The organism is Streptomyces sp. NPDC005494, assembly GCF_042872025.1.
Classification (GTDB): Bacteria; Actinomycetota; Actinomycetes; order Streptomycetales; family Streptomycetaceae; genus Streptomyces.
The window spans coordinates 920565-933176 of the sequence record NZ_JBIAJR010000001.1 but is presented as its reverse complement, the minus strand read 5'-3'; the positions used below and the strand labels follow the sequence as shown (position 1 = coordinate 933176).

At 74.3% G+C, this 12612-nt stretch carries 7 protein-coding genes; all 7 read right to left on the bottom strand.

Annotation, left to right across the window (positions count from 1 at the left end; genetic code table 11):
- Position 1 precedes the first annotated feature (1 nt).
- A complete protein-coding gene (locus tag ACFYQ6_RS04190; RefSeq protein ID WP_388760340.1) occupies positions 2-3358 on the bottom strand; it encodes an FtsX-like permease family protein in 3357 nt (1118 codons plus the stop codon).
- Positions 3359-3523: 165 nt separating this feature from the next.
- Positions 3524-3928 (bottom strand): globin, encoded by a 405-nt coding sequence (locus ACFYQ6_RS04185; protein ID WP_361571458.1) that lies wholly within the window; start codon positions 3926-3928, stop codon positions 3524-3526.
- An 84-nt stretch (positions 3929-4012) separates the two neighbouring features.
- Positions 4013-5539, bottom strand: a complete 1527-nt coding sequence (locus tag ACFYQ6_RS04180; RefSeq protein ID WP_388760337.1) for an FHA domain-containing protein — start codon at positions 5537-5539, stop codon at positions 4013-4015.
- A 112-nt stretch (positions 5540-5651) separates the two neighbouring features.
- The gene (locus ACFYQ6_RS04175; protein ID WP_361571453.1) at positions 5652-7016 is read right to left on the bottom strand and encodes a VWA domain-containing protein; all 1365 of its coding nucleotides are present in this window, start codon (positions 7014-7016) and stop codon (positions 5652-5654) included.
- A gap of 124 nt (positions 7017-7140) precedes the next feature.
- The gene (locus ACFYQ6_RS04170) at positions 7141-8502 is read right to left on the bottom strand and encodes a PP2C family serine/threonine-protein phosphatase (RefSeq protein WP_388760334.1); all 1362 of its coding nucleotides are present in this window, start codon (positions 8500-8502) and stop codon (positions 7141-7143) included.
- Between the two features lie 2 nt (positions 8503-8504).
- Positions 8505-11243, bottom strand: a complete 2739-nt coding sequence (locus tag ACFYQ6_RS04165) for a tetratricopeptide repeat protein (RefSeq protein ID WP_361571447.1) — start codon at positions 11241-11243, stop codon at positions 8505-8507.
- Positions 11240-12571, bottom strand: coding sequence for a hypothetical protein (locus ACFYQ6_RS04160; RefSeq protein WP_361571444.1), 1332 nt, complete (start codon positions 12569-12571; stop codon positions 11240-11242). The genes ACFYQ6_RS04165 and ACFYQ6_RS04160 overlap by 4 nt, the downstream gene beginning before the upstream one ends.
- Between the last annotated feature and the right edge of the window lie 41 nt (positions 12572-12612).

Genomic DNA, 12612 nt, shown 5'->3' with positions numbered 1-12612 from the left:
GTCAGTTGTCCCCCTGGTGGCGCAGCGATACCGCGGGATCGGCGCGGCGCAGTGTGATCGCCGCGACGATCAGCAGCGGCAGCGCGGCGACCGAGGCCAGCAGCACCGAGACCTGCCCGGCCGGGAGGAGCACCAGGACGTCCGGCACGGGCCGCGCGGCCTGCCCGGTCAGCACGACGAGCGGCACCACGGCCCTGGTCAGCACCGCCCCGAGGGCGAGCCCGATCAGCAGGGCGAGAGCGATCAGTACGCCCTGCTCGGCGGCCAGCATCCGGGCCAGTCGCCGGCGGGAGGCTCCCAGCGCCCGCAACACGGCGAACTCGGCGGCCCGTTCGCGCTGCGACCCCACGAGGCCGACGCCGAAACCGACCGCGGCCAGGGCGGCGGCCACCACCGCGACCGCCAGCAGCGCGGACTGCGGACCCGCGCCCAGCGGATCGTCCGCGAGCTCCCGGGCCACCTCGTCCCGCACCCGGACCTGAGCGGGATCGGTACCCGGCAGCGCACGCAGGCGCGCCGCCAGCTCGGCACCGTCGCCGGGCGCGGTGCTCAGCCACCACTCGGTGGGCGCCAGGGTGGCTCCCGACCGGTGCGCGAGCACCTCGGACACGGCCCGCAGGTCCAGCAGCAGGCTGCCGCCCGGCTTCGTGGACGACTCGGCGCCGGGACCGGCGGAACCGGCCGGGCCGGCTGCCGCCGGGGAGCCCGTTCCGGCCGCCCCGGTGCCGGTGGTCGGCAGCTGCCGCACCGCCTTCACCAGCTTCACCCGGACCGTGTTGCCCGCCAGCGTGAGATCGATCTCCTGGCCGGGCTTCGCTCCCGCGTACGTCAGGTACGCGTCGGTGGCCACCGCCTTCAGCGCGGGCGCCGCCGGACGAGCCGCCGTGATCCGGAGGGTGCTGACGGGCTCGGTGCCGAAGAAGGAATCGTCCGGCAGAGCCGCTCCGGTGCCGTAGCTGAAGGATGGCGCCGCACCCGAGCCGGTCACCGCCCGCACGCTGTCGGCAGAGTGTGTCTCGCCCGCCTCGGTCACCGTGGCCCCGGCCTGCCAGCGCACCCCCTCGGACGCGGGCGCGGGCCGCTCGCCTCCGCCGGAGGTGAGCGCCCGGAGTCCCGTCACGGACACCTGCCGCTTCTCGGAACGCCTCTCGGGCACCTCGCCGTCCACCTCGAAGCCGGTCACGGCCAGACCGCCCGACGCGGAGACGGGAAAGGACAGCGTGTGCGCGCCGCCGTCCACGGGCACGGTCCCGGCGCCGACCCGGTAACCGGTGCCGTAACGATCCTCCAGCAGCACGCTGATCAGCGTCGCCGCACCCGACGGCGACCTTCCGCCCGGGGCCGAGGTGTCGCGGATCCGCAGGTCGAACAGCACGCGGGTACTGCCCTCGGGCAGCACCACCCCCGTTCGCGCGGTCCTCGGCGGGGCGATCGCGGCGAACAGCCGCTCCGGGGACGTGCCCGCCAGGTCCTCCCGCATCAGCATCCCCTCGTCCGCGTGCGCGGTGTCGAGGGCCAGCACCTCGGCCGTCCGCCCCCCGGAGAGGTCCACCGTCGTACGGAACGCGGGAGCCGCCTCCCGTACGCCCGGGAGACCCGTGTACGCGGCCGCCTGCGCCGGGTCGCCGGCCGGCGTGCCCACCACGCGCACCGAGGCGCCCGACCTGAAGTCCGCCTGGTCGCCCTGCGAACGGTCCCAGGACGCGCTCTGCCCGACGGCCAGCATGCCCATCGCGACCGAAAGGACGAGCAGCAGCACCGGGCCCGCGCCCCGCAGCGGCCGGCGGCTGAACTGCCAGCCCGCCAGCGCCGTGAACAGGCCCCGCCCGCCCGCCGCGCGCCGCTCGGCGAGCCGGGCCGCGGGGGGCAGCAGCCGCAGGGTCAGCACGGTGCCGGCCAGCAGGGCGAGCGCGGGAGCGGCCACCAGCAGGGGATCGATGCCCAGCTCGCCCTTGCGGTCGCCGGTGAGGGCGCCACCGCCCGACGCCCCGGTCTGCCGGTCCAGCTGCCAGTACGCCACCCCGGCGACGAGCAGCAGCCCGAGGTCGGCACCGGCGCGTACCGGGGTGGGCAGCGTTGTGGCCCGGGAGCCCCGGCGCCCGGCCGCTCCCGCCGTCAGCGCGGGGGCGACCACCGCGAGCGCACAGGCCAGCGCGACGGCAGCGGCGACCAGCCAGACCGTGCCGTCCACACCGCCGTCGAGCCGCAACCCGATCCGCCCGAGGTCGCTGCGGTCCGCGAGCAGCCGGGTCAGCGGCCCGGCGAGCAGCGGGGCGACGACGGCGGCCGGCACGGCGAGCAGCAGCGCCTCGATCGCGGCGAGCGAGGTGATCCGGCCCCGCGAACCTCCCCGCGCGCGCAGCAGTTCCGTCTCACCGCCGCGCTCGCTGCTCAGCAGGCGGGCCACGAGCAGCAGGGCGTACCCGGCGAGCAGGACCAGCTGGACCGCGACGATCATGATCGTGGAGCGGGAGACCAGCAGCGCCCGGTCGATCTGGTCGATGACGGTAGGCAGCGCCGTCCGTACCGTGGCCCCGTCACCGAAGACCGGAGCCGCCGACAACGCCTTCGGCCCGTCCGTCGCGGCCCGGCGCAGCGCCTCGGTCCGGCCGGTCGTGACCGTACGGAAGTCGGCGGCGGCCAGCCAGGAGACCGGGCCCGCGGTGAGCCGCCCCGAACCCAGCACAGCCGGGTCGGCGAGCAGCGGGCCGTAGGTGGTGAAGACGACCTCGCGGACCCCGCGCCCGCCCAGCGGGTCCAACTGCCAGTACGGATCGGCCTGGTCGGAGGCCTCGTACAGACCGGTGACCTCGATCCGCAGCGGTGCGTCCTTCAGCCGGTCGGTGAGGGTCAGCAGGGCGCCCGGCCGAAGTTTCAGGGCCTCGGCGGAGGCGCGCGGCAGGGCCACCTGCACGGGGTCCCCGGCCGCCCCGGCCCCGGCGTCCGGCATACGGCCGTCAGTGAGGCGGACACGGCTGCGGTCGAGGGAGGCGAGATGCGTCAGATCGGGATCGCCGCGCCGCTCGGCGGGCGTCTGCAGACTGCGAGGGAGGGCGTACGGTCCGGAACTCTCCAGCTTCCGTACGGTCACCGGCAGTCCGCCGAAGGTGTCGCGGGCCGCCCGGCGCACCCTGGCGTCGGCCTCCTCACGGCGCTCGCGGTCCACATCGGCGGAGACGAAGAGCGATGCCTGCGCCGCGGAGCGGTGCGTGAGCGTGTGCCGCAGGGCGGCGTCGCCTATGGAACCCGAGAACGCGGTGAGGGCGGCCAGCACGCAGGTGGTGAGCAGGACGGCCAGTACGGCAGCCGTGAGCAGCAGCCGGTGCGCGCGCACCCGCAGAAGGACGAACCCCGTCACCTGATCCCCCGAACCTCAGCAGCGCCACGCCCCGTACATCCCGTACGCCCCCGACGTCCCCCGGATGCTTTCAGAGCGCACGGGTCCTGGAAACCGCTTGTGGGCGCACCTTGATGGGATCGTGACCGTTATGCGGCGGTGGAGTACCGGAATCCGCACACGGCGTCAGTCCGCCGTGTTGACCATCGAGGCGGCGGCGTAGGTGAGGTAGTCCCACAACTGCCGCTCCAGCTCCGGGGGGAGCCCGAGCTCGTCGAGCGCCACCCGCATGTGGCCGAGCCAGGCGTCATGAGCCGCCCTGTCCACCTGGAAGGGGGCGTGACGCATCCGCAGCCGGGGATGACCCCGCTCTTCGCTGTAGGTGCGCGGACCGCCCCAGTACTGCATGAGGAACAGGGCGAACCGCTCCTCGGCGGGGCCGAGATCCGCCTCCGGGTACATCGGACGCAGCAGCGGGTCGTCCGCGACGCCCTGGTAGAAGCGGTGGACCAGGCGCCGGAACGTCTCCTCGCCGCCGACCTGCTCGTAGAAGGTCTGCTCCTGAAGCGTGTCGCGCGGAATCTCTGTCACCCGTCCATCGTCGCAGACGTACCGGCCGAGGACCGGGGTCCTAGGACCCCGGCCCGTATCCGCGCGCTTCCCCGGCCCGCCCGGTCAGTCGCGGCGGACGGTGATGGTCGTCCACGCACCGACGTGCACCTGGTCGCCGTCCTGGAGCGGGACGGGGACGTACGGCTGGATCGGGTCCTCGGCGCCGTTGAGCGTGGTGCCGTTCGTGGAGTTCTGGTCGACGACGGCCCAGCTGCCGTCCGGCTGCTGCACCAGCACGGCGTGCTGGTGCGAGACGCCCGGGTCCTCCGGCGGCCTGGCCAGGTCGATGTCGGGGGACTCGCCGGTGCTGTGCCGGCGGCGGCCGATGGTGATCTGGTTCCCGGTGAGCGCGAGGCGCTGCTCCGGGGAGTACGCGGGCAGGTTGAGCCCGGTCGCCTCGGGGCCGCTGCGCTGCATCATCGCCAGGAAGTAGTCACGGTCCGGGGCGATGACCGCCGTCCAGCTGCCCGGTCCCTGGTCCCTGCCGCTCTGGACGGGTCCCTGACCGGGAGCCTGCTGGACGGGCCCCTGTCCTGGAGCCTGGCTGTGGGCCTGGCCCGGGAACTGCTGCTGGGGCGCCTGGGACTGAGGTGCCTGCTGTTGCGGTGTCTGCGGGCCCTGCGGGAAGCCCTGCGGAGGCTGCTGGCGCGAGGGCGGAGGCAGCATCCAGTCGTCCTCGCCGCCGGGCCGGGGTGCCTGGGGCTGCGCGGGCGCGGGCGGCGCGGACTGCTGCTGGAACGACGGCGGGGCCGGCGGCCCCGGTCGCTGCGGGTCGAAGGGCGAGGGCGGGGCCTGAGTTCCGCCCTGCTGCCCCTGCGGGCCGCCGGGCTGTCCCATCGGACCGCCGGGCTGGCCGGGCTGACCGGGCTGGCCGCCCATCGGACCGCCGGGCTGACCGGGCTGGCCGGGCGGACCGCCCATCGGACCGCCGGGCTGACCCTGCGGAGCGAACGGCGAGGGCGGGCCGGACGGGTTCTGCTGCCCCTGCTCCTGCTGCTCGAACGGCGACGGCGACTGCTGCTGGAACGCCGGCGGAGGCGGCGGTCCCTGCTGGAACGCCGGAGGCGGAGGCCCTTGCTGGAACGAGGGCGGCGGAGGCGGCCCCTGCCGCTCACCCTGCTCCGGAAGACCCGGCCGGGAACCCTGCTCCGGCGAGAGGGGCTCGGCCGGCCGGTTCACCTGCGAGGGCCGGGAGCCCTGGTACTCGAACGGGTCCCGCTGCTGCGGCGGCGGACCCTGCTGGGCCTGGAAACCCGGAGGGAGGTTCAGCCCCGGCACCCCCGAGCCCACGCCGCCCTGCGGGGCGAGCGGGGTGTACGACGTCGCCGTGTTCGTGAGGAAGTTCCAGCGGCACTCCTCGCAGAACGGCGCCATCGCCTCACGCGGGGTACGGCACTGCGGGCAGAGCTCGGCCTGGGCGGTCGGCTCCCCGGAGCCGGGCCCCTGCGGGTAGCCGTAACCGGGCGCGGGCGGCGGGGGAGGCGGCGGCGGGACCGCGCCCGCGGGCGCGCCCGCTCCGGCCATGCGGTGTCCGCAGACCTCGCACCAGTCCTCGGAACCCGACTGGTGTCCGTTCGGGCAGGTCGGCATGTCGGCGCTTCCCCCTCTCCTCGTCCGGCCCGGAGGCCGCCATGCTTGTCGGTGCACCGTCCGGTCGGCCAGGTCGGCTCTCCGTACGATGGGGTCGTTGTCGTTCGTCCGGCTACTTCTTTACGCGAACGGTCTTGGTCGAGCGCGTTTCGAGTGTCATCTCGTCCGCTTCGGCCACCCTCGCTTTCAGTCGCACAGTACCGGTCGCCGCATCGACGACGTCGACCACCTTCGAAAGCAGTTTCGCAGTATCCGCGTTTCCGGAAGCCGACGCGAGCTGCACCGCACGGCCCAGTTTCGCCGTGGCCCCGTCGAAGTCTCCCGATTTGCGCGCATCGAGCCCCTGCTGGATGACTTGCGCCAGTTCCGCCTGTCCCGTGTAGTGCGCGACCTGGGGATTGATCGAGGTGGACGCCGCCATGTCGTCCGTCCAGACCGCCCGTACGAGGCCCTGCGAAAGGGTCTGCGCGGGGCTGCCGTCCGAGGCGGGCGGCAGGATCAGGGACACCCGTGCCGCCAGCATCTCCTGACCGATCCCGGCCTCCGGAACCCTGACGCACACGTGGTAGTCCCGGGACTCGTCGCCCCAGGAGCCCGTCGGATAGTCCCCGGCGCGCGGTCCGGCCTCCGTGCGGCGGCCGGTCAGGTCGGTGACCGTGGGCGCCACCTGCTTGACGAACATGATCTCGACGCCGACGGGGGTCCAGAGCCGCAGGGCCACGTCCGCGACCTCCTTGCCCATCGCGTTCTCCATCATCCGCGTGAAGTCCGCGGTGAGACCCGCCGGATCGGCGACGATGTCGGCCGTGCCGAGCAGCGAGGACGCTATCCCTGTGACCTCTTTCACCTCCCAGTCGGTGCCGACACCTCGTGCGTCACAGGTGAAGCGGCCCGCGCAGGACTCCAGTGCGGCCCGCAGGTCCTCGGGGGCCTCGTGCTCGTTGCGCCCGTCGGTGAGGACGATCCCGTGCCGGATGTCCACATCGGCGGCCCCCAGCAGCCGGTCCGCCAGCCGGAGCCAGGTCCCGATCGCCGTGCCGCCGCCCGCGCTCAGCCGGCGCAGGGCTTCCTTCGCCTGTGCCTTGGTCCGCGGGTCCGCGGTCGCCAGCTGCCCGTTGCCCGGGTACACGTCCTTGGCCACATGCGTCCCCGCGACGACGGCGAACCGCGTGCCGTCGCGCAGGGTCTCGATGGCCGCCGCCGTCGCGTCGCGGGCGTTGCGCATCTTCGTCGGCGGATAGTCCATCGAGCCCGAACAGTCGACCATGAGCACCACCGCGGCGTCCGGTGCGCGTCCCGGTGCGTGCGGGTGTCCGGGCGTCGCCGCACCGGGCAGCGGCACGCCACCGGTCGTACCCCCGCCCGTCGAGGTGACGGTGACGATCGCGTTCACCTCGCGCCCGCCTTCGGGCAGGTAGGCGTTCTGGTACACCTCGACGGAGAACTGCGGCACGTTGGACTTCGAGAAGTTGGCCATCTGATCGGCTCCTTGAGGCTCCACATAGGTCAGACGAAGACAGAGGTGCGGACCGCGCTCCGGACGGGGAACGGGCAGGGCGGGCGCGCGAGGAGACGGGACGGGCAGGACGAAGGGGGCCGGCTCAGGCCGATCCTGCCCCCCGGGCCGCCACGGCGAACGGCAGCAGCGCCACCGTTACGTTGTCGTGGCCCCCGCCGTCCAGCGCGTGCCCGACCAGCACCCGGGCACCGTGCAAGGGCCGTTCGTACGCGTCCGCCGGAACGGCCGCGGCCATGTCCGCCGCGGCCTCGGCGTAGTTCCAGAGGCCGTCGGTGCACACGACGACGAGGCCGGGCCGGTCGGGTTTGAACGACGCGGTGTGCGGCTCCAGTTCGTAGGCGTCTGCGCCTAGCCAGCCGGTGATGGCGTGGGCGCGCTCGTCCGCGTACGCCTCCGCCTCGCTCATCAGGCCCGTCGCCACCATCTGCGCGGCCCAGGAGTCGTCCTCCGTGAGCCGGGCCGGCGGGCTGGAGCGGTCCTCGGGCACCCAGTAGACACGGCTGTCGCCGACCCAGCCGACGACGAGCAGCTCACCCGCCGTGATCGCGCCGACCAGGGTGCAGGCCGGGGCGTTCTGATGGCGGTGCGGGTCGTGTTCCATCGCCCGGCCGGGCTCCTGCGCCAGGGAGTTGACGGCCTCGGAAGCGGCCAGGATGGCCTCGTGCAACGCCTGCTGCGGATGCGTGCCGCGCGGCAGCGACTCCAGCAGCGACTCGTTGGCGGCGCTCGCCGCCGCGGCCGACGCCTCGTCGGGGCGGCTCGCGGACGAGACGCCGTCGCACACGATCGCGACGACGGCGGGCGAGCCGTCGGGCAGAGCGGTCGAGGACACCGCGAACGCGTCCTCGTTGCGGTGGTGGCGCAGGCCCCGGTCACTGACCGCGGCCACCGCACCGAGCTCCTGCTCCATGTGGTCCCGCTCGCGCGGCTGGGCGTGGCCGCAGTTCTCGCAGTAGCCGTCCGCGTCCACATGGCCCGAGCGGCACGCCACGCACAGCTTGGCACCGGCCACCGGACCGGCGGCGGAGTGCTCCACCGTGCGGGGATCCGGCGCGGCCAGCTCGAAGTCGCCCGAGGTGTCGCCCGACTCGTCCCCGGAGGCGGCCGGGGCGTACGGTTCGTCGAAGCGGACCGCCGCCGGGGCGGCGGTGGGCAGGGGCGTGCCGCCCGAGTCCACTCCCGGCAGGTCGGCGGGACGGTGCGTGGGGGCCGGCAGATCGGAGCTGTCGGTCTCGGAGGCGCGCGGCCACTCCACCTCACCGGCGCCGGGCGCGCCGGCGCTCCGCGCGGGCACCGTGATGGCGACCGTCGGACGGTCGTCAGGCGGCGCGGGCACGGCCGACAGGTCGTACCCGCACGCACCGCAGAACAGGTCGCCCGACTCCAGCGGTTCCTCGCAGCTGGGGCATCCCGGCAAGGAGGCCTGCTGGTGGCTCTGTGACATCTTCACACCCAGGTCCGGGGGCGGAAACGGTTGGCCCGCTCCACCAGTTCGATCCTCTCGTCGCCCCGCTGCGCGAGCCGGGCGAGCATCCGGTACGAGCGTTCGAGGCCGAACCTGAGGCCCCGCTCGTCCAGCTCGCTGCCCAGCACCGCCCTCGGGCCCGCGGCAGCGGGCGAGGCCGGACCGGACGGCTGAGCTGTGGGACTACCGGAGAGTACCCAGTCGAGCGCCGTACCCAGTACCTCGGCCGACAACCGCTCACGCCGCACCGCGTCCAGGCCGAAGCCCTGCAGAGCCGTCACCTGGTCGGCGGCGGCCGAGAGATCGTGGATCAGCGGCTCCTGCGGGGCCCGCCCGCGCAGCCGGGCCCGCACCGCCGCCACCCGCGCCGCCGTGTAGTGGATCGACGACTCCGGTACGGATTCCAGCGTGCGCACCGACGCGGCCCGGTCGCCCGCGGCGATCAGCACCCGGGCCAGACCGAACGCGGCGCTGACGAAGCTGGGGTCGGTCGCCCATACCAGACGGTAGTACTCCGCCGCGTTGTCCAGCTGGCCCAGCACCTCGGCGCAGATGCCCAGCGCCAGCTTCGGAGCGGGCTCGCCGGGGAAGGCGTCGTAGACCGCGTCGAACGACAGGGCGGCGTTCTCCTTGTCGCCGGTCACCAGCGAGGTGATCCCGCGGTACCAGACGACCCGCCAGTCGTCCGGGTGCTGCGCCTCGACCGCTGTCAGGGCCCGCACCGCGGCGTCCAGTTCGCCCAGCTCCAGACGGGCGCGCAGCTCCCGCAGCCTGGTCTCCAGCGAGGCGGCCGGAACGGAGTGCAGCGCGGAGATCAGCTCCGCCGGCGCCGAGGTCATCACCCCGGCGAGGAAACCGGCGTTGGGATCGTTCGGATCGACCCGGGGGACCGGGAGGGCCAGCGAGGTCGCCCGCGCGTCGAACACGGCGAGCCGGGGGCCGGCCGCCGGGAGCCGCACGGGCTCGGGGAGCGCGGCGCGCGGGGCCGGGACGGCCACCTGGGGCTGCGCGTACACGGCCCCACCGCCCCCGGTGCCGCCCCGGACGTGGGTGTCGGGCGCGTACACCGGACCCGCGCCCGCCGGTGCGGGCTGCGGGGCCGCGAGGGAAGAGGGCACGGCCGCCACGGCCGCCGGCGCGGGGGAGGGGACGGCGGCGGGGAGGGCGGCGGCGCCCTTGCGGCGGCGGCCGAAGCCTCCCCGCCCGCCCGCCCGGTCCCCGCGGACGCCGAGCAGGGACACCTCGCCCGTCAGCTCCGCGAACAACTCAGTGTCGGTCACGCGCAGTTCCGTACCGAAGAGCGTCGACAGGGCCGGGCGGGGCCGCCCCGTCTGCAGGGCCACCACCTCCCGCAGGACCCCGGTCAGCTGCTCCGCCATCTCCGAGGCCGACGCGAACCGGCGGGCCGGATCCGGGTCGGTGGCCCGCACCAGCAGCCGGTAGAACGACTCGTATCTCCGGAACACCTCGATGTTGTCGGGGTCGGGCAGCGAGTCCACGAAGACGTTCGTGTACCCCTGGAAGTCGAAGGTGAGCACTGCGAGCGTCCGTGCGACGGTGTAGAGGTCGGAGGCGACGGACGGGCCGGTCTCGGCCACCTCCGGAGCCTGGTAGCCGACGGTGCCGTAGATGGCCGACTCGTCGTCGTCCATCCTGCGCACCGCGCCCATGTCGATGAGCTTGAGCTGGTCCTCGGTCTGGATCGCGTTGTCGACCTTGAAGTCGCAGTACAGCAGATTGCGGCTGTGCAGATGGCCGAGGGCCTCCAGCGCCTCGATGCCGTACGCACACGCCTGCTCGACCGGCAGCGGATCGCGCTTCCCGGCCGGGGTGCGGCGTTCGTTGGCGATCTCCTTGAGCGCCTTCCCGCCGACGTACTCCATCACGATGTAGCCGTCGAGCGAACCGGTGCGCTGGTCCAGGTGCTCCACGAAGTTGTAGATGCGCACGATGTTGGAGTGCTCGATCTCCGCGAGGAAGCGCCGCTCCGAGATGGCCGCGGCCATGGCGTCCTGGTCACCGGTGTCCAGCAGGCCCTTGAGGACCACCCAGCGGTCGGAGACCGCGCGGTCCACCGCGAGATAGACCCAGCCGAGCCCGCCGTGCGCCAGGCAGCCCGCGACCTCGTACTGCCCGTGCACGATGTCGCCGCCGCGCAGCTTGGGCACGAAGGAGTAGGGATGCCCGCACTTGGTGCAGAACCCCTCGGTGCGGCCGGGCCGTTCGCCGCGCGCCCGGCCCACGGGGGCACCGCAGTCGGAGCGCGAGCAGAAGCGCTTCCGCTCGGGCACCTCGGGATTCTCCATGACCGCCGTGTGCGGGTCGGGCCGCGGTACGTCGGGCACGAGCACCAGGCCCGCGCCCAGCCTGCCGCGCCCCGAGGCTGCGCTGGTGGACGATCCGGAGGAGCGCACCGAGACCGAACGGGAGGTGGAACCGCCCGACAGGGAACGCGAGAGCCGCCCGGAGACGGAACGCCGGGACGTCGAGGAGCGGGACGAGGAACGCGAGGAGGCCTGGGAACCGGTGCGCCGGGAGGTGCTGCCGCTGCCCCGCCCGCCGGGCGCCCTGCCGCCGCCCGCGATGCCCGTGGGCGGCGAACTCACCATGCCCGTCGGTGACACGACCGGCGCGAGGCCGCAGGTGTCGCAGTACAGCTCACCGCCGCCCATGTCCTCGTAGGCGCCCTCGCACGAGGGGCGCTGGCACTGCGTACTCATGATCTCTCCCCGTGTCCGTCGTGCTCGTCCCGGCGGCGCGGTGTCAGCAGGTCCGCGGCGGCCTGCTGATAGCGCAGCACCGCCTGCCCGGCGACCCGCAGATCGCACGGCGCGCTCCACAGCATCCGGCGGGCGGTGTCGTACCGCTCGATCAGGAGCGGGTCCTCCGCCATGCCGTGCCGGGCCACCTTCGCCTTGTACGCGTCCAGCCGGCCGCGCAGTTCCGCACGGACCGCGAGCGGTGCGGTCACGGACGTCAGCGAGTCCCGGGCGCGCAGCAGTTCGTCCTCGGCCTCCCGCTCCAGTGAGTCCAGCAGCGGCGACAGCCGGTTCCACTGGGCGTGCCTGCGGTACTCCGACGCGGCGGCCAGCCGCTCCTGCAGCGCGGTCGGCGGCCCGCTGACCGCGGGCACCTCGGACGCGGCGATCTTCGCCAGCACCTCACCGCGTGCGGAGCGGGCCTCGGCGAGCGTGCGGTCCGCCCGGGAGAGCACGTCCCGCAGCCGCACCAGGCGCTGTTCGGCGTCCTGCCGGACCGCGAGCACGGCCTCGACCTCCCGGCGTACGTCCTCCAGGGCCCGGGCCGCCCGGTCGTAACGCGAGGTGTCGGGGCGTCCGCCGCCGGGCGCCGCGCTCCCGGGGCCGGGCAGCCAGAACGCCAGCGGATCCGAGATCACCTGCACCCGCAGCGTGATCAGCTCCTGGGTGATCGACTCCAGGTCGTCCCCCGCCGGGTGCTCCCCGGGCCGCACTCCGACGGAGTGCGCCAGCGAGCGGGTACGGCGCAGCTCCGCCGCGAGCAGGTCTATCCGGGCCGGCAGCGCCGACCACACGGCGTCCGCCGCGACGACCATGTCCAGCGAGCCGGCGTACAGGTCGTTCATCCGGGCGACCAGCTCCTCCAGCGTGAACCGCTCGGCGAGCCTGGCCGGACCGCCGGCCGGAGCCCCCGCACCGACCGGGTTGGCGACCGTCACGCTGTCGCCGCGCAGCAGCTCGGTCAGGGCCGCCAGATCGTCCCTGCTGGGGTGACGGCGCGCGGCACGGATCTCACGAGCCCGGACGAGCGCGCCCGCGTAGGCGTCGAAGTACCCCCACAGCAGCGTGATCGACTGCTCGGCCGCTGCCCAGCGTTCCTTGGTGACGCCGGTCAGGTCGGCGCCCTCCAGGAGCCGGCGGCCGGCGTGGTCCTGCAAGGCGAGCAGCGAGGTCTCGATGGCCTCGTGCTCCGCACCGAGCCGGGCCAGCGCACGGTCCGCCTCGTCCCGGTCCATGACCGGGCCGGGGGGCCTCCCCGCGAAGCCGGGGAAGGATCCCGCCACGCCCATCGATCACCTCTCCGCTCGTGCCGCCGGGCCCGCGGGCCCGG

Coding starts and splice junctions, on each gene's coding strand:
- ACFYQ6_RS04165 (WP_361571447.1), bottom strand. CDS start 11,243: ATGAGTACGCAGTGCCAGCGCCCCTCGTGCGAGGGCGCCTACGAGGAC.
- ACFYQ6_RS04160 (WP_361571444.1), bottom strand. CDS start 12,571: ATGGGCGTGGCGGGATCCTTCCCCGGCTTCGCGGGGAGGCCCCCCGGC.
- ACFYQ6_RS04180 (WP_388760337.1), bottom strand. CDS start 5,539: ATGCCGACCTGCCCGAACGGACACCAGTCGGGTTCCGAGGACTGGTGC.
- ACFYQ6_RS04170 (WP_388760334.1), bottom strand. CDS start 8,502: ATGTCACAGAGCCACCAGCAGGCCTCCTTGCCGGGATGCCCCAGCTGC.
- ACFYQ6_RS04175 (WP_361571453.1), bottom strand. CDS start 7,016: ATGGCCAACTTCTCGAAGTCCAACGTGCCGCAGTTCTCCGTCGAGGTG.